Raw genomic sequence first — 21886 nt, 5'->3', positions numbered from 1 at the left:
ATGTATACCAACGCAGGTGATAAATAAACGATAGCTAAACGAAATGTGGTGATAAATAACCAAATTTATAATCAGTCAGTTAGGTTTGATATTAATTTAAATGGATTTTTACAGGTGGAAATATTAAATGTTTATCTCTGCTTAATAAATAGCAGGCTGGGGTAAAAAAATAAACCCCGTGAGCTTATCCTTTTTGCCGAATTGTACTGATTTTGAACTGGCATAAGCATCAGTTTGTGCAGGAAGTAGTCACTAAGATAAACTGACGCAAAACCCGCCTCGTAGTCAGGTGTTGTCTGCGGCGGAGTGTTACAGTAAGCATTAAGAAATGGGGAAGCGAGCAACAGGCTACTCCCTCATCAAGGTTCACGAAGGGAATATTGCGCTGGTGATTCCCTCGCGCGAGTAAATAAGGTACAAGGCTGCATGAAAATCCCAAATAGAATCCAACCTCTGGTGGATGACGGCCTGATAGACGATGTGGTCCGTCGACTGAAAAGCGGCAAAGAAGCCGACGTTTACACTGTACTTTGCGGTGAAGAGATCCGTTGCGCCAAGGTTTACAAGGAAGCCACCCAGCGCAGTTTTAAGCAGGCGGTGCAGTATCAGGAAGGGCGTAAAGTTCGCAACAGCCGCAGTGCGCGTGCGATGCAAAAAGGCTCCAAGTTTGGTCGTAAGCAGCAGGAAGAAACCTGGCAGACGGCCGAAGTGGACGCGCTTTTCCGCCTCGCCAACGCCGGAGTGCGCGTGCCGCAACCTTACATCTGCCTCGACGGCGTGCTGCTGATGGAGCTGATAACCGATGCCGAAGGGCTGGTCGCGCCGCGCCTGAGTGACGTGATCCTGACGCCAGAAGAGGCGGTGGCTGACCACGACACCATGATCCGCAATATCGTGCGCATGCTCTGTGCCGGTATCGTTCATGGCGACTTGTCAGAGTTCAACGTGCTGATGGACGCCAACGGGCCGGTGATTATCGACTTACCGCAGGCTGTCGACGCCTCGGCCAACAACCATGCCGAATCCATGTTCGAGCGCGACGTGAATAACATGCGCAGCTACTACGGGCAGTTCGCGCCGCAGTTGCTGGAGACGCGTTTCGCTAAAGAGATTTGGGCGCTGTATGAGGACGGCAAACTGACGCCGGAAAGCGTGCTGACCGGTCACTTTGTGGAAGACACCTCGAAAGCCGATGTCGATTCGCTGCTGGATGAAATTATTGCCGCAGAAGATGAATATTACGATCGCCAGCGTGCGCTGAAGGAACGTGATTTCAACGACTGACCGCTCTAGATTTCAATAAGAAGGGCGCAAGGAGAGAACCCACTTTGCGCCCGACTACATCGCTTTTACTCCGCTTTATGCCATTTCTCGGCTATTCCCGCATCACCGAGTCCCGCCCGCAAAAACCGGCATTCTGTAACAGGTGCTGGCCTTGGTCAGACAGAATAAACTCCGCCAGCGGTTTGGCCTTTTCAGTACAGGTCGCCAGCGCGTAGTTGGCCCGCACGTTGTAATCCGCCGGAATGTTAAACACCCGCAGTTTATCGTTTTCACGCAGCAGTCGAGCATAGCTGGTATAGCCGATAAACAGGTCAGTCTGCCCGCTGCAAATCAGCCATTCTGAGGCCAATTTCCCTGCGGGCACGGCGGCGCTGTTTGGCCCGCCGACCAGTCTCAGGGCTTTATTACGCAGCCCTTCACCCGAACCCGGATGGCGGCGCTCAATCTCTTCAAACATCTGCAAGGTGTAGTCACCCGACGGGTCGCTCTGCGGCGTCGAGGTGGCGAGGCGAAAACGGGAGTCGAGAAGCACGGACAGCCAGTTCAGCCCGTCCAGTTCTGGCGTATCACGCGCCACCAGACAGAGGCTGTTGCCGCAGAAGGTATTCACCTCCAGCGCGCGGCCCTGCTGCTGGATTGCCAGCGGATGGGCGGTATTAGCGGAGGCGAAGAGATCGGTTTTCTCCCCCTGCTCAATGCGCTGGCGCAATAGCCCGGCGGGTCCAAATTCGGTTTTCACTTTCGTGCCGGTGGCTTCGGTAAAGGCTTGCGTCAGCTGCTCCCACACCAGACGCAGACTGCCCGCCGCCAACACGTTGATTGAATTTGCCATCTCTTCTTCTCCTTTATTATTTTATCGCCTCACCGTGACGGCATCAGGGGCGAGGCTGGCTCCCTTTCTGCTCGGCTTGACTGACATAGCTCGTACGGTAGAAACGTTGATAATAGTCATCTGCCTGTTTCTGCATATTGATGTCGGTAAACTTTTGTGGATAAAGCTTTTTCGCCATCCACAGCTCACCAATGGCCAGCGCCTCGGGCATCGGGTAACCCCAGGCTTTGGCGTACTCCGGCATCAAATACACGCGATGGTTCTTCACGGCGTCGATGGCCTGCCATTTCGGATCGTTATTAATTTGATCCACCACTTCCGGATAGCGATCTTGCACGAAGATCACCTGCGGATCCCATGCGATCACCTGTTCCAGCGCCACTTGTTTGAAGCCTTTCACCGTCGCTGCGGCGACATTCATCGCCCCGGCATGCGCCATCATCAGCCCGGTATATTTGCCCGAGCCGTAGGTGGTTAATTCAGGGTTGGCCATGTAAGTGCGTATACGCTGATCGGCAGGAATGTCTTTCAAACGCTGGCTAACAATCTGACGCTGAGCAAAAGTATAGTCGATCAATGCCGCGGCCTGTTTTTGGCGGTTCACAACTTCGCCAATCAGTCGAATACCTTGCTTGAGGCCGTTGTCGTAAGCCTGATCTTCATTGTCGAGGGTCGGGTTGAGTTTCCCCGCCTGATCCTTGGCATCTTCGCGCAGGGAGATCGCCACCACCGCGATACCGGTATGGCTTATCTGGTCAATCATCTCCTGCGGCGCGTAGTTGGTGACGAACACCACCTGCGGATGCAGCGCCACTAGGCTTTCTAGATTCACACTGGTCAGGTCGCCGACCTGCGCCTTGCTATCAAGAGAAGGGGCCAGGCGCTCATAGCCATCGCCCAGCTGCTTCTTCCAGTTATTGAGCACGCCGACGATGTCGTCAGTGGCATCAAGCTGCACCAGCAGGTTGAGCGTCTGGTGTTGCAGCACGACGACGCGATCGACTTTATCGGGAATCGTCACCTGACGGCCTAACTGATCGGTAACTTGGCGGGAAGCCCATGATGAAAGTGGAGCAAAGCTCAGCGCGAGGCCAAGCAGCAAAACGGAACGGAAAGCGCGCACGGTATAATCCTCTGATTCGTTGTGAAAAAGATTATATAACGGAGTGCCTTAACAAAATATGACCAAAAGGGGGGAGATGATGCAGAAAGGGCGGGGCAACAAAGAGTAATAAAATCCACCAACGCAGAGAGGGCCAGAAGCGTTATATTGGCAAGCCTTTCGACACTCATCGGAGAACCTATGTATGTTAATCATTGCGGCGGTTGACCCTTCTACGGCGGGATTCGATGCGCTCTGCGCGGAAAGCCAGCGCGAGGGGCAGCGAATGCTGGTGCGCCTGCGCGACAACTGGCAGTCGGGCGCGAATCGTTTTGCTCTAACCGGGGAAATGCTCAATGGGGCATTTTTATTGCAGCAGGGCAGCGATGAGCGCCAACTGGTGGGTATCTGCGGGCGCAATATCGACCCCTTTGCCAACTCGCCGCGCATTGGCCGGGTACGCCATCTGTTTGTAACTCGTGAGCTACGGCGGCAGGGCGTTGGGCAGCTGCTGATGTCACACCTGCTGGCCGATGCGCCAGACTATTTCGACCTGCTCAATACCCACGCCCCGGAGAGCGCCCACGCCTTCTACCGCAGTTTGGGATTTGTGCCGGTGATAGATGACCCCAATGTGACCCATCGTTTGACGCTCTAACGGCGGATTGTCATATTTTGTTCATCAATCAGAGGGCATGCTGTGGCCAATTTTTATTTTTGCTGAAGCAAAACGGCACGAAATTCAGGGACAACGATGATTAACCATGACATGTCACCACGTCTGGCGAAGGCCAGTCAGATTGCCGCACAGGCCGCCGAGCTGGCGTTAAACTACTTCAACCGCCGGGATGAGATTCAGGTCAGCAGCAAAAAAGTGCAGGATTTTGTCTCACAGGCCGACGTCGCGGTGGAGCAGTTTATCCGCGCTCAGCTCGCCGAGCATTTCCCGCAAGATGCCATTATTGGCGAAGAGCTTGGCGGCACGCTGACTGACGCGGCCTGCTGGGTTATCGACCCTATCGACGGCACCTCGAACTTCTTGCGCGGTTCGCCGCTGTGGGGCGTGTCGCTGGGGCTGGTGGAAGGCAAGAAGCCGGTGATTGGCGTGGTGGCGCTGCCGGTGCTCAATGAACAGTTTGCGGCACAAAGCGGCAAAGGCATCTTCCTCAACGGCGAGCCTTTTACCCGCGACAACCGTTTTGGCGACGTGCAGATCCTCTCCCTCGGCGACAGCTCCGACGACCGTCTCGATGACGCCGCCAGCTTCTACCAAGGGCTGCGTGCCGCCGATTGGTCGGTGCAGTGCTATCGCTGTACCACCGTCGGTATGGTGTTTGCCGCCAAAGGCGTGATTGACGGCCATCTTCAACGCCGCACCACCCTGTGGGATATCGCCGGAGGCGCGGTGCTGTGCCAAGAGGCCGGGCTAGAAACCGTGGTGAGCTTTGGCGATGAAGGTATTCGCGGGTTGTCGGTTGCCAGCGGCACGGCCAGCTTGATGAGCACGGTCAGAGGCCTGTGGGATTTAAAACCTCGTGATTGACATATTGACTGCATCAATAGATATTGAATTTCCATTCAAATAATAAGAATTTTTATTCAATACCGGAGTTAATATGTCTTCACCTTTATTGCCTGTTGAACAGCAGTTTTATGCCTATAACGAGCATAACTTAGAAAAATTCGTCGCCTGTTTCAGTGAAACTTTCAAAGGCTTCCGTATGCCTGCCACCGAGCCTTCGACCATCGGCAAGCGGCAGTTACGCGAGTTTTATGCTAATCACCGCTTTAATAACCCGAAGCTACGGGCTGAATTAATATCCCGCTCGGTGCTGGGCAATAAGGTGTTTGACCACGAACGTATTCACGGCATTAATGAGCAGCCCATCGAAAGCGTCGCAGTGTTTGAAATTGAAAATGGCCTGATTGAAACCGCGTGGTTCTACTTCGCGTAACGCCTTCTAAACCAGATGAAAAAAGGCGACTTTCGCAAGTCGCCAATAGTTCAGACACAGAGGTTGTTGAGAAGTAAAACCAAATAACACCAAGCGCATTGCAGTAAACTAGCCCTTCACCCCGCCAGCCGTTAACCCGCCCACCAGCCAGCGTTGTGCAATCAGGAACACCGCCGTGATAGGTATCGCAGACAGAATTGCCGCTGCGGCAAAGTCTCCCCACAGGTAGTTTTGCGGGTTGAGATATTGCTGCATGCCGACCGCCAGCGTGTAGCTATTGACGTCGCGCAGCAGCAGAGAAGCCACCGGCACTTCGGTGATCGCGGCGATAAACGAAAGAATAAACACCACCGCCAGAATCGGCACTGATAAAGGCAACAGCACCAGTCGGAAGGCCTGCCACGGCGTCGCGCCGTCGAGCGAGGCGGCTTCTTCCAGTGAATTATCAATGGTTTCGAAGTAGCCCTTAATGGTCCAGACGTGCAGCGCGATGCCGCCCATATAGGCGAAAATCACCCCGCCGTGGGTATTCAACCCGAGGAAAGGCACATACTGCCCGAGGCGGTCGAACAGGGCGTAGAGCGCCACCAGAGAGAGCACCGCCGGGAACATTTGGAAAATCAGCATGCCTTTCAGCAGCGTACTTTTGCCGCGAAAGCGCATGCGCGCAAAGGCGTAGGCGCAGGTGGTGGAGAGCGCCACAATACCAATCGCGGTGATCACCGCAATCTTAATCGAGTTCCACAACCACAGCATTACCGGGAAGGGCGGCGGCGTGACGCTGCCGTCGCTGTTGGTCACCGCCATACCCAGCGCCAGCTTCCAGTGGTCCCAAGATATTTGCTCAGGAATGATGCTGCCGGTGGCGAAGTTACCGGGGCGCAGCGAAATAGCAAACACCATCAGCAGCGGGAATAAAATCAGCGCCACAAAGCACAGCAGCAACACGTGAGTGACCAGCAGCCGGAGTTTTTGCGACTTAGGTTTAACCATTGGCATCTGTCTCTCTCCTTGTCGACTAGTCGAATTTCATGCGGGAAGCTTTCAGGTTGATCAAAGCCAGCGCGCCCACTAACAGGAAAATCAGCGTGGCAATCGCCGCCGCCAGCCCGAAATCTTGTCCTCCGCCGCCTTCAAAGGCGATGCGATAGGTGTAGCTGACCAGCAGGTCGGTATGCCCGGCCGGGGTGGTGGTGCCAATCATGTTCGGGCCGCCGTTGGTCAACAGCTGGATCAGCACGAAGTTGTTAAAGTTAAAGGCAAAGCTCGCCAACATCAGCGGTGCCAGTGGCTTGATAAGCAAAGGGAAAGTGATGCGGAAGAAGTTCTGCATCGGCGTCGCGCCGTCCATCGCCGAGGCTTCATACAGGTCATCAGGAATCGCCTTCAGCAGCCCCATGCACAAAATCATAATGTAGGGATAACCCAGCCACGTATTGACGATAATAATCATGGTCTTGGCGGTCAGTGGGTCGCTAAACCACGCCGGTTTGATACCAAACAGGCTGCTGAGCATCAGGTTGATTTCGCCGAAGCTTTGGTTGAATAACCCTTTGAAGATCAAGATAGAAATAAAGGCTGGCACGGCATAAGGCAGGATAAACAGCAGCCGATAAATGGCTTTGCCTTTCAGCTCCTCCCACTGCACCACGCAGGCCAGCACCATGCCCACGGCGGTAGTGAAAATCACCGTCAGCAGCGAGAAAATAATGGTCCAGACGAAGATAGACAGGAACGGCTTCTGGATACCGTCGTCATGCAGCACCCGCAGGAAGTTGGCCCAGCCGATGTTTACCGTAAAGCCGGGGCTGAGTTTCTCCGCCTGCCACTCGCCTTGGGCATTCACCGCCTGATAGAAGCCGGTTTGCATATTTGGCCGATACACCAGGCCGCTCTGCACATTGGTCAGCTGTTCGCCATCTTCGGCGCGCTGGTACAGCGGCTGGCTGCCGGAAAACTGGCGCAGCGAGCTCATCTTCAGGCTTTCGCCACTCGGCAGTTTGGCGGTCAATTGCCCCAGCGCCTGACGGTTTTGCGTCACCACGCGCAGCCCGGCTTTCTCACCCTCGGGCATGGTCTGCGGGGAGAGCGTCAAGGTTTGCGGCGTGGTTGGGTTGAAAGCAAAGGGGGCGGAAACCAAGGTTTCGCCACTGTCTGGCGAGGTCAGGGCCAAGCGCCACTGGTTGGCGTCGGCGGGGAACAGGGCGAACGCGTAGGCTTTGTCAGCCTGAAACTGGCGGTCCATTAATACTGACTGCGCGCGTTCAAAGGTCAGCTGGTTGGTGCTGCTGTAGTTGGTGAAGGCGATGAAAATGGTACAGACCAGCGGGAACAGCACGAACAGCGACATACCGGCGAGGCCGGGATAAATATAGCGCCACGAGTAGGCGCGGCGGTTGGCATAAATATATAAACCTACGCTGGAAAGCAGCAGCGTTAGCATGGCGAATAGCATCTCGCCCTGCGCATACATCAGGACAATCAGGTAGCCGGTAAACAAGGCCAGCAGGCTGACCACCAGCCATTTTACGCCATTGCCGATGCGCCCTTTTTTTCTGGCTGACATTCCGCTTTCTCGCATAGCACATCCCTTGTTACGCCGGGGCGAAGCTTCACCCCGGCGGATTACGACTCATTTTTAGCTCAGGCGTCAGGTTACTTGGTGACGCGGGTTTCAGCTTCTTTCAGTGCCTGCTCGACGGTTTGGCGACCATTAATAGCATTGATGATCGCGCTGCGTTCGGCATACCAGAAGTTACTCATCTGCGGGATATTCGGCATGATTTCGCCGGTTTTCGAGTTCGCCATGGTGGCGGCAATGCGCGGATCTTGCTCGAGTTTTTCCTGATAAGACTTCAGCGCCACGGCACCCAGCGGCTTGTCTTTGTTCACCGCCGCCAAGCCGTCATCGGTCAGCAGGTAGTTTTCCAGAAACTCTTTGGCCAGCTCTTTATTCGGGCTAGCGGCGTTGATCCCGGCAGTTAATACCCCGACGAACGGCTTCGACGGTTTGCCATGGAAGGTTGGCAGCAGGGTTACGCCGTAGTTAATTTTGCTTTTATCGATGTTTGACCACGCCCAAGGGCCATCAATGGTCATCGCGGTTTGGCCCTTGTTAAATGCGGCTTCGGCGATGGAGTAGTCGGTGTCGGCGTTGATATTTTTGTTTTTCACCATGTCGATGATGAATTGCAGGCCAGCCTGCGAACCCGCGTTATTCACGCCGGTGTCTTTGATGTTGTATTTGCCGTTTTCGTATTTGTACGCGTAACCGCCGTCGGCGGCGATAATTGGCCATGTGAAGTAGGGTTCTTGCAGGTTCCACATGATGGCGCTTTTGCCTTTGGCGCGCAGCTCTTTGTCGAGGGCAGGGATCTCCTCCCACGTCTTCGGCGCTTGCTTGATGATGTCTTTATTGTAAATAAGTGACAGCGCTTCGACCGAAACCGGATAGCCAATCAGCTTGCCGTTGAAGGTCACCGCGTCCCAGGTAAACGGGAAGAGTTTATCTTTGAACGCCTGATCTGGGCTGATTTCCGCCAGCAAGCCGGACTGGGCGTAGCCGCCAAAACGGTCATGAGCCCAGAAGATAATGTCCGGGCCGTCGCCGGTGGAGGCCACCTGCGGATACTTCTCTTCCAGTTTGTCCGGGTGCTCAACCAGCACTTTGATGCCGGTGTCTTTCTCAAACTTCTTACCCACTTCGGCCAGGCCGTTGTAGCCCTTGTCTCCGTTGATCCAAATGACCAACTTGCCTTCTTCGATTTTGGCAAACGCGGAGGACGACATGAAAAGCGTTGCCAGGGCAGATACTGCGAGAGTTCGTGTGACTGTCTTCTTCATAATCTAATCCTTTAACGAGCGTAGAGAGGCGATTTTTATTCCGTCTGAAGGCGATGTTTGTGCCGTAAAAGTCTGTTTGAGGTAGCCAGATAAGCTTGCCGGACCAGTGTCGGTGATAACTCAACCCAGCTTCATCATCCCCCTCTCTACGCCCCCCTCTCTGGTTGTGTGATCCACTTAACACTGCCGCGCATTCTGTGGGGTATAACTCAAAATTATGGGTGGCAATTTGCCGCCGAGATCACGAATTTGATCTTTAGTGTGAACTTTCAGCCGTTTGCGCAATAGCCTCATCCTCCTTCCTCCTCCCCCACGAAAATCTTTGTTACGGATGATTACGAAAAGGTATCGTTCCCGCACTCTGCCTGACATTCAGTTTCCTTGCTTACGCGGCAAATAAATGATTGGTCGCGCGGTGAGCGGGAGACTCCAGCAAGTCTGTTCAGGAGTCGGCTATGGCGGGCGTATCACTTCGTAACCTCTACAAAGCCTTTGGCGACACGGTCATCTCAAAAGACGTGAATATTGAGATTGCCGAAGGTGAGTTCGTGGTTTTTGTCGGGCCGTCTGGCTGTGGCAAATCCACGCTGTTACGCATGATTGCGGGTCTGGAAGACATCACCTCGGGCGACTTGCTGATTGGCGAAAAACGCATGAATGACGTGCCGCCCGCCGAGCGCGGCATCGGCATGGTGTTCCAGTCCTACGCGCTTTACCCGCACCTCTCCGTAGCCGAAAACATGTCCTTCGGCCTGAAGCTGGCGGGCACCAAGAAAGCCGAAATTACCCAGCGCGTGAATCAAGTTTCAGAAGTGCTGCAACTGGCTCACTTGCTGGACCGACGCCCTAAAGCGCTCTCTGGCGGCCAGCGCCAGCGCGTCGCCATTGGCCGCACGCTGGTGGCCGAGCCGACGGTTTTCCTGCTCGACGAACCGCTGTCGAACCTCGACGCCGCGCTGCGCGTGCAGATGCGCATTGAGATTTCCCGTCTACATAAGCGTTTGAAACGCACCATGATTTACGTCACCCACGATCAGGTCGAAGCCATGACATTGGCCGACAAAATCGTGGTGCTTGACGCCGGTCGTGTGGCGCAAATCGGTAAACCTCTCGCCCTTTACCACTACCCGGCGAATCGCTTTGTGGCCGGGTTTATTGGTTCGCCAAAAATGAATTTCCTGCCGGTGAAAGTCACCGGCGTTGAAGCCGAACGTGTGCAGATTGAACTGCCAGACCGCCAGCGCGTATGGCTGCCGGTCGAGGGCAAAGAGGTCACGGTCGGCAGCAATCTGTCTCTGGGGATCCGTCCTGAACACCTCTTACCGAGCGATATCGCAGAAGTGACGCTGTCCGGCGTGGTGCAGGTGGTCGAGCAGCTCGGCAACGAAACCCAGATTCACATCCAGATCCCGGCTATCCGTCAAAACCTGGTGTACCGCCAGAACGACGTGGTGTTGGTAGAAGAAGGTGCAACATTCGCAATAGGCTTGCCGCCTCATCGCTGTCACTTGTTCCGCGAGGACGGGACTGCGTGCCGACGGCTACACCCAGAGCCCGGCGTTTAAAGCACGCGATCCCCCTACAGGAGAACAATGATGATGACTTTGCGTAAATACTCTCTGCCGCTGGCAGTCGCGGCGGGTATTTTTTCTACACAAGCGATGGCAGTAGACTTCACCGGTTATGCGCGTTCGGGCATTGGCTGGACTGGCAGCGGCGGCGAACAACAATGTTTTAAAGCGACCGGTGCTGACAGCAAATATCGTCTGGGTAACGAATGTGAAACCTATGCCGAGTTACGTCTTGGACAGGAAGTGTGGAAGGAAGGGGATAAGAGCTTCTACTTCAACAGCAACATCGGTTACGCCGTAGACCAGAGAAATGACTCCGAATCTACCAGCCCTGCCGTTCGTGAAGCTAACGTGCTGGGTAAAAACCTGATTGACTGGCTGCCGGGTTCTACCATCTGGGCCGGTAAGCGTTTCTACCAACGTCATGACGTCCACATGATTGACTTCTACTACTGGGATATCTCTGGTCCTGGTGCAGGTATCGAAGACATCGACTTGGGCTTTGGTAAGTTGTCTCTGGCAGCCACCCGTAACACCGAAAGCGGTGGTTCTTACGGCTACATCGCTGACCAGCGTAACGAAGTTCCAACTTCAAACGACGTGTTCGACGTGCGCGTAGCTGGCCTGAACACCAACCCAGGCGGCGTGTTAGAGCTGGGTGTTGACTATGGCCGTGCTAACCCACGTGACGGTTTCTCTCTGGCTGACGACGCTACGAAAGACGGCGTAATGCTGACTGCTGAACACACGCAGAGCATCTACAACGGCTACAACAAATTCGTCCTGCAATACGCCACTGACTCCATGACCGATCCGGGCACTAACGGCGCGAGCGGCCACTCAAGCGGCGGCAGCGTAAACAACAACGGCAACATGTGGCGCGTGCTCGACCACGGTGCCATCGACTTCAACGATACTTGGGGTCTGATGTACGTCGCGATGTACCAAGATGTTGATCGCGATAACAATAACGGTACAACCTGGTACACCGTGGGTGTTCGCCCGATGTATAAATGGACGCCAATCATGAGTACCTTGCTGGAAGTGGGCTACGACAACGTCAAATCCCAACGCACCAGCCAGAACAACGGCCAATACAAAGTCACCCTGGCGCAACAATGGCAGGCTGGCGACAGCATCTGGTCACGTCCGGCAATCCGTATCTTCGCCACCTACGCCGACTGGAACGAAAAATGGGGCTACGACACCGACCGCGGTCTGAACAACGGTCTGGCCATGAGCGATACCAGCACCAATACTTTCAGTCGTGGTAAGGACAGTGAAGTTACGTTCGGGGCTCAAATGGAAATCTGGTGGTAATTTTTTCCGTCATCCTTCGCGTTGCTGAGGCGTTGGCTGCCCGCGCTCACCCCAGTCACGTAGTTGTCTACGATCCTGGGGATGAGCTTGGTTGCCGCCTTCCAGCAACACGAATGATTTAGGAAAAAAGCAGTGGATGTCCTTAAAAGCTAAAAGACCAAGATGTGCTGGCTGGCGATCCTTTCGCCAGCCTTCATGGTGATTCAAAAGGAAATAACGATGAAAAAGAATCTGCTGTCACTGTGTCTGTCATTGAGCCTGTTGGCGATGACCCCCGCAGGTGTTTATGCTGCGCAAACTGACACAGCGGTTGCGCCGGTGATCTCCGCTCAGACCTTACAGAAATTGTCGTGGACGCCACTGGTTCCTCCGGTGACGCAGGATGTGACGCTGTCGGCTTCTGGCGCACAAATCAATCAGGGAAATATTCAGGGCGCGGTGGGGGCATTTGCTGTTCCAGCTGACCGTGGATCTCTGGAAATTACCGTCACCAGCATCGCGACCGGCAAAACGGTGTATGTGCCGAACGTCTTAGTGCTGGACGAACAAATGCGCCCGGCGGCCTATTACCCGTCGAGCTACTTCCCGTATGAGAAACCGGGCATTGTCTCCAGCGACCGTCTGGAAGGCACTTTGAAACTGACACCAGCGCTGGGTCAGAAACAGATTTACCTGCTGGTTTACACCACTAAGCAAGACTTGGCGACCACTACCCAGATGACCAACCCGGCCAAGGCGTATGCTGCTGGCGTGGGTAACGCTATCCCGGATATTCCAGACCCGATTGCTCGCCACACGCCAACCGGCACGCTGAGCATTAAAGTTCGCGCCGAGCAGAAGTCGGGCAACATCATGATTGGTCAGATTCTGGATAACGTGAATACCAGCACCAGCAGCACGACGCCGGCTCCAACGCCTGTGATCGTCGGTCAGCAGGCCGCGCCAACACCAGTTCGCACTGAGCCTGCCGCGCCAGCTAAACCGGCGGAGCCAATGCTTTCTGATTCAGAAGCCTACTTCAACAGCGCAATTAAGAAAGCGGTGAAAGCGGGTGATGTGGATAAGGCACTGAAACTGCTGGACGAAGCTGAGCGTTTGGGTTCGAAAACTGCCCGTAAAACCTTTATCGACAGCGTTAAGCATTAATCCCCGCTGACGGCTTCAGCTCCTCCGTTTTGGGGGAGCTGAACATCCTTTCTCTTCCTCCTGCCATTTTGTTACTCTGTTGTTAATTTAGACAGCGGAGCAGGGCCATGGCGCCAAAAAACTGGGTCGATTTATCGAAAGATAAAGAGAGCGGCATCGAGACCATTCAGGCGCATTTCGAAGGCCACGCCTATGATCCGCACTGGCACGACAGCTATTTGATTGGCGTAACCCGTCAGGGCGTGCAGCAGTTCAGCTGCCGTCGGCAAAAACACCAAAGCCTGCCCGGCAAAGTCTTTATGCTCGAACCCGGCGAGATCCACGACGGCGACGCCGTGGCACCCGACGGTTTCACCTACCACATGCTCTATCTTGACCCGCAGTGGCTCAGCCGCGAATTGGCTTCGCGTCGGGAGGATTTCATCCCCGGCGGCGACCCTAGTTTTGAGCGTACTCTGGCGCAGGATGTGCACCTGGCTCAGGCGGTTTCCAGCGCCTTCGACGCTTTGCACGGCAATGACCTGCGTATTGTTCGCGAGTCCGCATTAGACGGCATGCTCAATGCGCTGGGTGGCCACCTGACGTGGCGACTGAAGGCCGACGGTGAGGGAACCGATGCCTCACTGGCCTATCGCGCGCGGGACTACCTGCACGCCCATATGCAGGAAGATATCGGGCTGGATCAATTGGCCGCCGCCCTCGGCGAAAGCCGTTTCATCGTCACCCGAGCCTTCAAAGCCGCTTTCGGCTTGCCGCCTCACGCCTACCTGATTCAACTTAAACTGACCCGCGCCCGCCACTGGCTCGCCGCCGGACACTCGCCGGTGCGTGTCGCCACTGACCTCGGTTTCGCCGACCAAAGCCACCTCGGCCGCTGGTTCCGCCGCGCCTATCAGCTGACGCCAGCACGTTATAGGCGGCTGTGTGGCAAAGAGGGCAATATTTAACGGGGGAGATATAAATGGATGAGATTTGCTTGCGAAGGAGTGCCAAATAGTAGCCATAAAAAAGACTCCCGAAGGAGCCTTTTCTATCTGGTATTAACCTAATTTCACCATCTTTTGGCTTTTAGGCTGACCGACTAAATCCATATCTTTTTCTTTCAGACCGACTTTAGCGAGTTTGCTGCCATCAATTTTCGCCCAAAAATCCACAGAACGTTGCGCGGCGGCATTGGCTTTCTCGGCGCTGATTTTTGTCGCTTGCTGAGTCATAACGCCTCCTAATCATATTGTGGCTAATGCTGCTGATTCTAACGCAGCCCTGCTCATTTAACAATCAACTATGGATTGCACTAAGACGGCCTTTTATTGCTCAAAACGACTTATCTTTTCGATGAGGCGTTGCTTAATGTCGTCTAAACCTGCCGAAATTTTATTAAGGTCGTCCCATACGGCGGCAAAGCCATAAGACCTATAACGCGGTCTTGCTTCATCGGTCGGATCTTGAATAACAATGTCCTCGATGCCAGTCATATCACAAAAGGTTGTCGAGTAAATCAGCGCAATAATGAACACGTTGCCTGTTAGCGGAGTCCGCTGCTTGGCTAAGAAATTTTCTAGCATGCAAATAGCAAATTCACCTCTTAGCGGATCATATTTGCAAAGTATTACGGCATGAAGAGAGTCAGGATCATTATGGTCGATGACCTTAAGTGAGATATCCAGAATGCCGTCCTCTACGCTGCCTTGGTATCGCTCCATCGCCCACTGCCAATCTAAGGTGCCGCTGTATTCATCGCTTTTAAGGCGTTGTTTATCTGTATCACTCAATGTACCTACAGAAATATTATTCCACCCGAAACCGGAAATGACCTCTGAGGTGGCCCCCAAACATTTATCGTGAATATCCTTATTTGATAACTCGTTCACTAGGCATCCTTCCTTAGCTTGTTTTTTGTGCGACAGATAATACCCCCGTTACCGTTGGCTGTGCACAAATCTTCCAGATTGAGTTTTTCTTGCGGGCTATGCTCCGGTTTTCACTGTGTAAATCGGAGTTTGTTTTTATGAATGCGCCTGTATCTCCTTCATCCCCCTCTTCTTCACTGCCGGAACGCTGCGTGGTGGTCATCAATAGCGAACTGAGTGCCGGACATGCCGCCAATGCCGCGGCGGTGCTGGCGTTGACTCTCGGCCAGCGCCATCCGGGGCTGGTGGGTGAGCCGCTGATTGATGCCGATGCGCGAGTGCATCCGGGGCTCATTCCGATTGGGATTAGCGTGCTGGTGGCGGACAGCCAAACCCTCTCGCAACTGCACCAAACGCTGCTCAACGATGATGAGATGGACGGGGTGATTTTTCCGGTCGAAGGCCAGCAAACCACCGACTACGCGGCGTTTCGTCAGGCCGTGACTCAGGTGCCGACGGATTCGCTGCAACTGCTGGGCATTGCGCTGGCGGGTAATAAGAAAGTGGTGAGAAAACTCACCGGCAAGCTCGGCTTACTGGGCTGATTCTGTGAAACCAGTCACGGCAAGGGTCATTTTTTCAAGCATAAAACCATTTTTTCATTAAAATGAAATGACGGTTCAATAATTGAATGGGATGAAGAAATGAAAATTGCACTGATGATGGAAAACAGTCAGGCCGCGAAAAATGCGTCGGTCCTGAAAGAGCTGAAAACCGTGGCGGACGAGAAGTCTTACTCGGTTTACAACGTCGGCATGAGTGACGAGCAGGACCACCACCTGACCTATATTCATCTCGGTATCATGGCCAGCATTCTGTTGAATGCCAAGGCGGTGGACTTCGTGGTCACCGGCTGCGGCACCGGGCAGGGCGCGCTGATGTCACTGAATATCCATCCGGGCGTGGCCTGTGGTTACTGTATCGACCCGGCGGATGCCTACCTGTTTGCCCAGATCAACAACGGCAACGCGCTCTCCCTGCCTTTCGCCAAAGGTTACGGCTGGGGCGCAGAGCTGAACGTGCGCTTCATCTTTGAGAAAGCCTTCTCGGGTGAAAGGGGTCAGGGCTATCCGGCGGATCGCAAAGAGCCTCAGGTGCGCAACGCTGGAATTCTTAATCAGGTCAAAGCCGCCGTGGTGAAGGAGAACTACCTCGACACCCTGCGCGCCATTGATAAAGACTTGGTGAAGACGGCGGTCAGTGGCCCGCGCTTCCAGAAATGCCTGTTTGAAAACGGTCAGAACAAAGAGATCGAAGATTTCGTCAGAACCCTGCTGGCGTAATTCCCCGGCAATGCTCCGCCACTCGCGCGGGGCATGGCTGTCATATTGCTGTCATATCCGCTCTTTACTCTCCTGCTATTCGAAAAAAAACTCAGGAGCTCTCCCTTGCGTAAGTCCCTCGTCGCGTTACTGTTTTTAACCCTCACCGGTGCAGCATTCACTTCTCAGGCCGCTGAAGAAGCCAAGCCGTTTGTCACCAGCAAAGAGGTTGATCTGAGTAAGTATCTGCCAGCGCCACCGGCGGATGACTCGGCGCAAACCAAAGCTGAAATCAAAGAGCTGTTGGCGATTCAGGCTAGCCGTACGCCGGAGCAGGAGAAGGAGGCGATTGCCGACGCGCAGGAAAACGTTTGGCGCTTTGCCGATGTGATGGGCCCTGAATTCACTGCTGAAAAATTGCCAAAAGTGGCCGCGCTGTTTGACCGTATCGTCGCGACGGAAGACGTGGTAGATGACTCCGCCAAGAAGTTCTTCAACCGTTCACGCCCGTACATGGTCGATGAGCAGATCCACCCGCTGCTGAAAAAATCCAAGTCTGGCTCATGGCCTTCCGGCCACTCAACCGTCGGTTACCTGATGGCGACCGTGCTGGCCGATATGGTGCCGGAAAAACGCAACGAGCTGTTCACCCGCGCCGCAGGCTATGCCGAGAACCGTCTGGTGGCAGGTTTCCACTACCGTTCTGACACTGTCATGAGCCGTACCGGTGCCGCGCTGATCGCCCAGAAAATGGCCGAGCAGCCAGAATTCCAGACCGAATTCGACGCCGCCAAAACTGAACTTCGCGCGAGCATGGGGTTGAAGTAATTTCCCCAGTTCGCCAGTAAAAAAGCCGCTCCGCTGCCTCGAAAACAGCCGAGCGGCTTTTTTATTATCTCGTTTCTCCTCTCTTTATCTCTCGCCATGTATCCCCAGCCCGTCCAGATACACTGTGGTACAAAGCCGACTTTTTAGGCCGAAATAATAGGATACAATCTGTTCATCCCTCCTGATGCTAATGGACGTTTACGTGGATCATATTGACCATATTCTGATCGTGGATGATGACCGCGATATTCGTGACCTTATCGCCGATTACCTGCAAAAGGCCGGGCTGCGCACCAGCGTGGCGGCCAATGGCAAGCAGATGCGCGCCTTGCTGGAAACCCAGCCGGTGGACCTGATTGTGTTGGATATCATGATGCCGGGCGATGACGGTCTGGTGCTGTGCCGCGAGTTGAGCAGCGGCAAGCATCGCACTATTCCGGTCCTGATGCTGACCGCCCGCCATGAGGAAACTGACCGGATTTTGGGATTGGAAATGGGCGCGGACGACTATCTGGTGAAGCCTTTTGTCGCCCGTGAACTGCTGGCGCGCATCAAGGCGATTTTGCGCCGTGCGCGCATGATGCCACCAAACCTGCAAGTGACCGAAGCAGGGCGTTTACTCTCCTTTGGCGTGTGGGATCTGGACACGTCGGCGCGCCATCTGGTGGCTGCCGACGGCACTATCGTGGCGCTCAGCGGCGCGGAATATCGGCTGCTGCGGGTGTTTCTCGACCATCCCCAGCGCGTGCTAAACCGCGACCAACTGCTCAATCTGACCCAAGGCCGCGACGCCGAGTTGTTCGAGCGCTCAATCGATTTGCTGGTCAGCCGCCTGCGTCTGCGACTTAACGATGACGCTCGCGAACCGGCCTACATCAAAACCATGCGCAGCGAAGGCTACGTTTTCTCCATGCCGGTGGTGATTAAAGAGGCACGCGAATGACGTGGTGGCCGCGCTCTCTGCTTTCCCGCCTGCTGATTATCGTGCTGCTCGGCCTGCTGCTGGCTAACGCCCTGACGCTGAGCTTATTGATGTATGAACGCATTAGCAGTGCGCGCTCGGTGATGCTGGGTAACCTCGAATATGACGTGGCGACCAGCGTGGCGATCCTCGACCGGCTGCCCGCCGCCGAGCGCCCGGCCTGGTTGAGCATGCTCGGGCGCGGGAACTACCATTATTTGCTTAGCGCCGGTCAGTCCGGCGAGTACCCGACGACGTGGCGTTCACAGGATACCGCCAAGTCGCTGGAGCAGGCGCTGGGTGCCAATTATCACCTGTCGATCAATGCTATTGCGGGCAAGCAGGAGCAGCTACAGGCGCACCTCACCTTGAAAGACGGCCAGCCGCTGACCATTGATGTCATGCCGCGCCCGACGCCTATCGCCAACTGGCTGCCCTTCGTGCTCTGCGTGCAGCTGGTCCTGCTGCTGATTTGTTCGTGGTTCGCCGTGCGTCAGGCGGTGCGGCCTTTGACCGTTTTTACCAAGGCGATTGAGTCACTCGACCCGACCTCGCTGTCTGCTAGCACCATGGTGGAGAGCGGACCCGCCGAGGTGCGCTACGCCGCGCGGGCTTTTAACGCCATGCAGGCCAGAATTAAAGGTTATTTGAAGGAGCGGGCGCAGATTCTGGCGGCCATCTCCCACGACTTGCAGACGCCAATCACGCGGATGAAATTACGTGCCGAAATGGCCGACCAGCCCGAGCTGCGCGACAAGCTGCTGTTGGATCTCGAGGAGATGACTCATCTGGTGCGCGAGGGGATCGCCTATGCCCGCGCGTCAGAAAATCTTGAAGAGAAGTTGAGTCGAATCGACCTCAATGCCTTTATCGACAGTCTGGTGTGCGACTATCTCGACGTGGGGAAAAACGTCACTTTCACCCCCGCCGGGCAGGCCGTGGCGCTGGTCACTCACCCACAGGCGCTGCGGCGTATTCTGACCAACCTGATTGATAACGCGCTGAAGTTTGCCGGTAGTGCCGAGCTGCGGCTTAGCCTCGGCGAGAGTGGAGCGGTGGAGATTGTGATTGCTGACAACGGGCCGGGCATTCCGCCAGAAGAGCTGGAGTCCGTGCTGCAACCTTTCTATCGGGTCGAAAGCTCGCGCAATCGCGATACTGGCGGCACAGGTTTAGGCTTGGCTATCGCCCAGCAGTTGGTCAATCAGCTGAAGGGTAAACTGCAATTAGCCAACCGCCAGCCACAGGGTTTGCAGGTCAAGATCCATTTCCCTCTCACTGAATAATTGTTTTCTTATGTATCAGCGCCGCCCGGCGCTATACAGGAAAACAAATCTACCGTTAATTGAAACAGCCCACATACATTTATACGTTTAAATAAGTCATCCGCCGAGACAGGGTCCGGCGGAAATAAACTTAACCTAACCGATATATTGTGAGGCTTATTATGAAACTCTTCCGCACCGTTATTCTGCCACTCTCTTTGCTTATTGCCGCCGCTGCCGCTACACCTGCCTTTGCCGCCAAAGAAGTCAACAACGCACAGGGCTTGGTGAAAATTGGCACCGTTTCTGACAGCAGCAGTAATGCACTTTCATTATCTGAATTAAATGACAATCTTTCGATGAAAGCGGACAAAGCCGGGGCCAGCGCGTATCGCATTATCGCCGCCGGTGGCAATAACAGTTATTACGGCGTCGCTGAAATATACCGTTAATTGTGTATCTCATTATTTATTACGTCATCCAGATACATAGACATAAGAATCCGCTACCAGACCGAAACATGCCAGATACATAACAACTTTAGTCTTGTTATGTCGGGAAGCTCATCCCGCCCACGTCACTTGGTCTGGTATTTCAGGAGAAAATGATGAAGCCGCTACACAAAACGTTTTTGGCAATGACCGTCGCCGGTCTGATGACCGGCTTTTCCGCCCACGCGGAGCAGGTTCACACCATTGTTCTGGTCCACGGCGCTTTCGCCGACGGCACTGCCAGCTGGGAGCAGGTGATCCCCGCGCTACAGTCGCGCCATTACGAAATTATCACCGCGCAAATCCCGCTGACCTCGCTGAAAGATGATGTCGAAGTGACTGAACGCGCCATTGCCCGCGCCAAAGGCGACGTGATTCTGGTCGGCCACTCGTGGGGCGGCACGGTCATCACCCAGGCTGGCAACAACCCGCGCGTCAAAGGGCTGGTGTACATCAACGCCTTCGCGCCGTCTGCCGGGCAGTCCACCGCCGACTTGGTGAAAAGCTTCCCAGCACCTCCGGGCAGCGCAAAAATTGTGAAAGGGGCTGACGGCTTCCTCAGCCTGCCAACCAGCGCCATCGCCAGCGACTTTGCACAGGACGCCACGCCAGAGGCGCAGAACATAGTGGGCATTACTCAGGTGCCAATCCGCGCCTCAAGTTTTGATGAAAAAGTCACTAAAGCCGCGTGGGAAACCAAGCCCAGCTGGTTCTTGGTCGGCAGCAAGGATCGGATGATCAATCCCGACTTGGAGCGCGCGATGGCGAAGAAAATCCACGCCCACGTGACCGAATTGCCGGTGAGCCACGTTCCGATGCTGTATGACCCAAAAAACGTCGCCCGCACAATTTTCAAAGCGGTGAATATCACTTCGGGTAACTAGCCCGTGGTCAGGGAGTTCTCATGCCAATTCTGATTGCTTATCTGGGCGGAATGCTCACTTTGTTAAGCCCGTGCACGCTGCCGGTGATCCCGCTGTTATTCGCCGGAGCGGGCAGCAATAAACGCCATTTCGCGGCCTTGCTCGTCGGCATGGTACTGACCTTCACGCTGGTGGCTCTGCTGGCAACGGCGAGCAGCGAGTGGGTGGTTCATGCCAGCAAATATGGCCGCTGGCTGGCGCTGGGGTTATTGGCTATCACCGCGCTGTCGCTTATCTCTGAACGTTTTGCTCAGAAGATTGCGCAGCCCGCGGTGCGCCTTGGCTCACTGCTGGATAGCCGCAGCCGCCAGCAGCGGGGTATCACCAGCGCGCTGCTGGCCGGGGGAGCAGTCGGGCTGTTATGGGCACCCTGCGCGGGGCCGATTCTGGGGGCGATCCTCAGTACCACCATGCTTAACGGAGCATCAGGGCAGAGTGGGTTACTGCTGCTGGCCTATGGCAGCGGCTGCGCGACCATGCTGGCCTTACTGTGGTTTTGCGGTGACAAGCTGCTCACCAGACTGCGAGCCAAAATGGCACTCACTCTGCGTTTTCGCCAGATGGCCGGGGTGATGATGCTGGCCTCGGTGGTGTTTATCGCCTCGGGAGCTACCAGTTTGCTGGATACCAATAGCGCCGTTGGACAGCAGTTGGAGCAGCATCTGCTGACCCTCAAGCCTTCACCGGCCAAGAGAGTGATTCTACAACCCGTTGATATTCAGGCACCTTCCAGCCAAATGCCGTCTCTCAATGGCGCCATAACGTGGCTGAACTCCCCGGCACTCACGCCGGAGCAGTTAAAAGGCAAAGTGGTGTTAATCGACTTCTGGACCTTCGACTGCATTAACTGCCAGCACAGTATTCCTTACGTCCGCGAGTGGGCTGAGAAATATCAGTCGCAGGGGCTGGTGGTGATTGGTATTCACACCCCGGAATATCCGTGGGAGAAGAATATCGATGCCGTAAAACAAGCGCTGAATAAATGGAATATTAAGTACCCGGTCGCGGTTGATAATAATTACGCCATCTGGAATGCCTTCGGTAACCAATATTGGCCCGCGCATTATTATTTCGATGCCAAAGGACAATTACGTTATCAGAACTTCGGAGAAGGTAATTATCAGCAGCAAGAGAAAGTCATCAACGCATTATTAGCCGAAGCTAAGGCTTAATTTAATAAGGAGGTAATGTCA

General features: G+C 54.7%; 23 protein-coding genes. 16 read left to right on the top strand and 7 right to left on the bottom strand.

Annotated features, from left to right (window positions below):
* Positions 1-426 precede the first annotated feature (426 nt).
* Positions 427-1284 carry a PA4780 family RIO1-like protein kinase gene (locus tag GEAM_RS16165; protein ID WP_034793403.1) on the top strand — a complete coding sequence of 286 codons (858 nt, stop codon included), beginning with the start codon at positions 427-429 and terminating at the stop codon, positions 1282-1284.
* Positions 1285-1375: 91 nt separating this feature from the next.
* On the opposite strand, the gene GEAM_RS16160 is transcribed toward GEAM_RS16165, so the two are convergent.
* Together GEAM_RS16160 and GEAM_RS16155 are read right to left on the bottom strand one after the other, a co-directional pair.
* Positions 1376-2116 carry a molybdate ABC transporter substrate-binding protein gene (locus GEAM_RS16160; RefSeq protein WP_034793401.1) on the bottom strand — a complete coding sequence of 247 codons (741 nt, stop codon included), beginning with the start codon at positions 2114-2116 and terminating at the stop codon, positions 1376-1378.
* Positions 2117-2159: 43 nt separating this feature from the next.
* Positions 2160-3239, bottom strand: coding sequence for an ABC transporter substrate-binding protein (locus tag GEAM_RS16155; protein ID WP_034793399.1), 1080 nt, complete (start codon positions 3237-3239; stop codon positions 2160-2162).
* Positions 3240-3423: 184 nt separating this feature from the next.
* On the opposite strand from GEAM_RS16155, the gene GEAM_RS16150 reads away from it, so the two are divergent.
* The 3 genes from GEAM_RS16150 to GEAM_RS16140 all read left to right on the top strand — a co-directional run bounded on the left by GEAM_RS16150 (position 3424) and on the right by GEAM_RS16140 (position 5173).
* Positions 3424-3876 carry a GNAT family N-acetyltransferase gene (locus GEAM_RS16150; protein ID WP_034793397.1) on the top strand — a complete coding sequence of 151 codons (453 nt, stop codon included), beginning with the start codon at positions 3424-3426 and terminating at the stop codon, positions 3874-3876.
* Positions 3877-3972: 96 nt separating this feature from the next.
* Positions 3973-4761 carry an inositol monophosphatase family protein gene (locus GEAM_RS16145; RefSeq protein ID WP_034793395.1) on the top strand — a complete coding sequence of 263 codons (789 nt, stop codon included), beginning with the start codon at positions 3973-3975 and terminating at the stop codon, positions 4759-4761.
* 73 nt (positions 4762-4834) lie between these two features.
* The gene (locus tag GEAM_RS16140) at positions 4835-5173 is read left to right on the top strand and encodes a nuclear transport factor 2 family protein (protein WP_034793393.1); all 339 of its coding nucleotides are present in this window, start codon (positions 4835-4837) and stop codon (positions 5171-5173) included.
* 108 nt (positions 5174-5281) lie between these two features.
* Here the strand turns inward: GEAM_RS16140 and malG are convergent, their stop codons facing one another.
* From malG to malE, 3 genes are all read right to left on the bottom strand, one after another.
* Complete coding sequence (malG, locus tag GEAM_RS16135; protein ID WP_034793391.1) at positions 5282-6172, bottom strand: maltose ABC transporter permease MalG; 891 nt, start codon at positions 6170-6172, stop codon at positions 5282-5284.
* A gap of 19 nt (positions 6173-6191) precedes the next feature.
* The gene (gene malF, locus GEAM_RS16130) at positions 6192-7754 is read right to left on the bottom strand and encodes a maltose ABC transporter permease MalF (RefSeq protein WP_128124395.1); all 1563 of its coding nucleotides are present in this window, start codon (positions 7752-7754) and stop codon (positions 6192-6194) included.
* A 74-nt stretch (positions 7755-7828) separates the two neighbouring features.
* Positions 7829-9016 (bottom strand): maltose/maltodextrin ABC transporter substrate-binding protein MalE, encoded by a 1188-nt coding sequence (malE, locus tag GEAM_RS16125; RefSeq protein WP_034793387.1) that lies wholly within the window; start codon positions 9014-9016, stop codon positions 7829-7831.
* A gap of 455 nt (positions 9017-9471) precedes the next feature.
* On the opposite strand from malE, the gene malK reads away from it, so the two are divergent.
* The 4 genes from malK to GEAM_RS16105 all read left to right on the top strand — a co-directional run bounded on the left by malK (position 9472) and on the right by GEAM_RS16105 (position 14000).
* On the top strand, positions 9472-10581 hold the full coding sequence (malK, locus tag GEAM_RS16120) for a maltose/maltodextrin ABC transporter ATP-binding protein MalK (protein WP_034793386.1): 1110 nt from the start codon (positions 9472-9474) through the stop codon (positions 10579-10581).
* Positions 10582-10611: 30 nt separating this feature from the next.
* Complete coding sequence (locus GEAM_RS16115; protein ID WP_034793384.1) at positions 10612-11907, top strand: maltoporin; 1296 nt, start codon at positions 10612-10614, stop codon at positions 11905-11907.
* A 219-nt stretch (positions 11908-12126) separates the two neighbouring features.
* Positions 12127-13053 carry a maltose operon protein MalM gene (gene malM / locus GEAM_RS16110; protein WP_034793383.1) on the top strand — a complete coding sequence of 309 codons (927 nt, stop codon included), beginning with the start codon at positions 12127-12129 and terminating at the stop codon, positions 13051-13053.
* Between the two features lie 107 nt (positions 13054-13160).
* A complete protein-coding gene (locus GEAM_RS16105; RefSeq protein ID WP_034793382.1) occupies positions 13161-14000 on the top strand; it encodes an AraC family transcriptional regulator in 840 nt (279 codons plus the stop codon).
* Positions 14001-14093: 93 nt separating this feature from the next.
* On the opposite strand, the gene GEAM_RS23295 is transcribed toward GEAM_RS16105, so the two are convergent.
* Positions 14094-14267 carry a hypothetical protein gene (locus GEAM_RS23295; protein ID WP_167333536.1) on the bottom strand — a complete coding sequence of 58 codons (174 nt, stop codon included), beginning with the start codon at positions 14265-14267 and terminating at the stop codon, positions 14094-14096.
* A 93-nt stretch (positions 14268-14360) separates the two neighbouring features.
* Positions 14361-14924, bottom strand: a complete 564-nt coding sequence (locus GEAM_RS16100; RefSeq protein WP_051899549.1) for a hypothetical protein — start codon at positions 14922-14924, stop codon at positions 14361-14363.
* 137 nt (positions 14925-15061) lie between these two features.
* On the opposite strand from GEAM_RS16100, the gene GEAM_RS16095 reads away from it, so the two are divergent.
* From GEAM_RS16095 to GEAM_RS16060, 8 genes are all read left to right on the top strand, one after another.
* Positions 15062-15508 (top strand): DUF2000 domain-containing protein, encoded by a 447-nt coding sequence (locus GEAM_RS16095; RefSeq protein ID WP_034793381.1) that lies wholly within the window; start codon positions 15062-15064, stop codon positions 15506-15508.
* Between the two features lie 99 nt (positions 15509-15607).
* The gene (locus tag GEAM_RS16090; protein ID WP_034793380.1) at positions 15608-16246 is read left to right on the top strand and encodes an RpiB/LacA/LacB family sugar-phosphate isomerase; all 639 of its coding nucleotides are present in this window, start codon (positions 15608-15610) and stop codon (positions 16244-16246) included.
* Positions 16247-16351: 105 nt separating this feature from the next.
* A complete protein-coding gene (locus GEAM_RS16085) occupies positions 16352-17053 on the top strand; it encodes an acid phosphatase (protein ID WP_034793379.1) in 702 nt (233 codons plus the stop codon).
* A 202-nt stretch (positions 17054-17255) separates the two neighbouring features.
* Positions 17256-17996, top strand: a complete 741-nt coding sequence (locus GEAM_RS16080; protein WP_034793596.1) for a response regulator — start codon at positions 17256-17258, stop codon at positions 17994-17996.
* Positions 17993-19300, top strand: coding sequence for an ATP-binding protein (locus tag GEAM_RS16075; protein WP_034793377.1), 1308 nt, complete (start codon positions 17993-17995; stop codon positions 19298-19300). The genes GEAM_RS16080 and GEAM_RS16075 overlap by 4 nt, the downstream gene beginning before the upstream one ends.
* Positions 19301-19461: 161 nt before the next feature.
* Positions 19462-19731 carry a YdgH/BhsA/McbA family protein gene (locus GEAM_RS16070; RefSeq protein WP_034793375.1) on the top strand — a complete coding sequence of 90 codons (270 nt, stop codon included), beginning with the start codon at positions 19462-19464 and terminating at the stop codon, positions 19729-19731.
* Between the two features lie 155 nt (positions 19732-19886).
* The gene (locus GEAM_RS16065; RefSeq protein ID WP_051899548.1) at positions 19887-20654 is read left to right on the top strand and encodes an alpha/beta fold hydrolase; all 768 of its coding nucleotides are present in this window, start codon (positions 19887-19889) and stop codon (positions 20652-20654) included.
* Between the two features lie 20 nt (positions 20655-20674).
* Positions 20675-21865 (top strand): cytochrome c biogenesis protein DipZ, encoded by a 1191-nt coding sequence (locus GEAM_RS16060; RefSeq protein WP_034793374.1) that lies wholly within the window; start codon positions 20675-20677, stop codon positions 21863-21865.
* Positions 21866-21886: the final 21 nt, after the last annotated feature.

Source organism: Ewingella americana ATCC 33852, from assembly GCF_000735345.1.
In the GTDB taxonomy this organism is placed as follows: Bacteria; Pseudomonadota; Gammaproteobacteria; order Enterobacterales; family Enterobacteriaceae; genus Ewingella; species Ewingella americana.
The sequence above is the reverse complement of the archived record's forward strand: the minus strand, read 5'-3'. Positions and strand labels throughout refer to the sequence as shown.

Coding starts and splice junctions, on each gene's coding strand:
- GEAM_RS23295 (WP_167333536.1), bottom strand. CDS start 14,267: ATGACTCAGCAAGCGACAAAAATCAGCGCCGAGAAAGCCAATGCCGCC.
- GEAM_RS16160 (WP_034793401.1), bottom strand. CDS start 2,116: ATGGCAAATTCAATCAACGTGTTGGCGGCGGGCAGTCTGCGTCTGGTG.
- GEAM_RS16065 (WP_051899548.1), top strand. CDS start 19,887: ATGAAGCCGCTACACAAAACGTTTTTGGCAATGACCGTCGCCGGTCTG.
- malE (WP_034793387.1), bottom strand. CDS start 9,016: ATGAAGAAGACAGTCACACGAACTCTCGCAGTATCTGCCCTGGCAACG.
- malG (WP_034793391.1), bottom strand. CDS start 6,172: ATGCCAATGGTTAAACCTAAGTCGCAAAAACTCCGGCTGCTGGTCACT.
- GEAM_RS16095 (WP_034793381.1), top strand. CDS start 15,062: ATGAATGCGCCTGTATCTCCTTCATCCCCCTCTTCTTCACTGCCGGAA.
- GEAM_RS16105 (WP_034793382.1), top strand. CDS start 13,161: ATGGCGCCAAAAAACTGGGTCGATTTATCGAAAGATAAAGAGAGCGGC.
- malM (WP_034793383.1), top strand. CDS start 12,127: ATGAAAAAGAATCTGCTGTCACTGTGTCTGTCATTGAGCCTGTTGGCG.
- GEAM_RS16150 (WP_034793397.1), top strand. CDS start 3,424: ATGTTAATCATTGCGGCGGTTGACCCTTCTACGGCGGGATTCGATGCG.
- GEAM_RS16145 (WP_034793395.1), top strand. CDS start 3,973: ATGATTAACCATGACATGTCACCACGTCTGGCGAAGGCCAGTCAGATT.
- GEAM_RS16090 (WP_034793380.1), top strand. CDS start 15,608: ATGAAAATTGCACTGATGATGGAAAACAGTCAGGCCGCGAAAAATGCG.
- GEAM_RS16140 (WP_034793393.1), top strand. CDS start 4,835: ATGTCTTCACCTTTATTGCCTGTTGAACAGCAGTTTTATGCCTATAAC.
- malK (WP_034793386.1), top strand. CDS start 9,472: ATGGCGGGCGTATCACTTCGTAACCTCTACAAAGCCTTTGGCGACACG.
- GEAM_RS16115 (WP_034793384.1), top strand. CDS start 10,612: ATGATGACTTTGCGTAAATACTCTCTGCCGCTGGCAGTCGCGGCGGGT.
- GEAM_RS16070 (WP_034793375.1), top strand. CDS start 19,462: ATGAAACTCTTCCGCACCGTTATTCTGCCACTCTCTTTGCTTATTGCC.
- GEAM_RS16075 (WP_034793377.1), top strand. CDS start 17,993: ATGACGTGGTGGCCGCGCTCTCTGCTTTCCCGCCTGCTGATTATCGTG.
- GEAM_RS16060 (WP_034793374.1), top strand. CDS start 20,675: ATGCCAATTCTGATTGCTTATCTGGGCGGAATGCTCACTTTGTTAAGC.
- GEAM_RS16165 (WP_034793403.1), top strand. CDS start 427: ATGAAAATCCCAAATAGAATCCAACCTCTGGTGGATGACGGCCTGATA.
- malF (WP_128124395.1), bottom strand. CDS start 7,754: ATGCGAGAAAGCGGAATGTCAGCCAGAAAAAAAGGGCGCATCGGCAAT.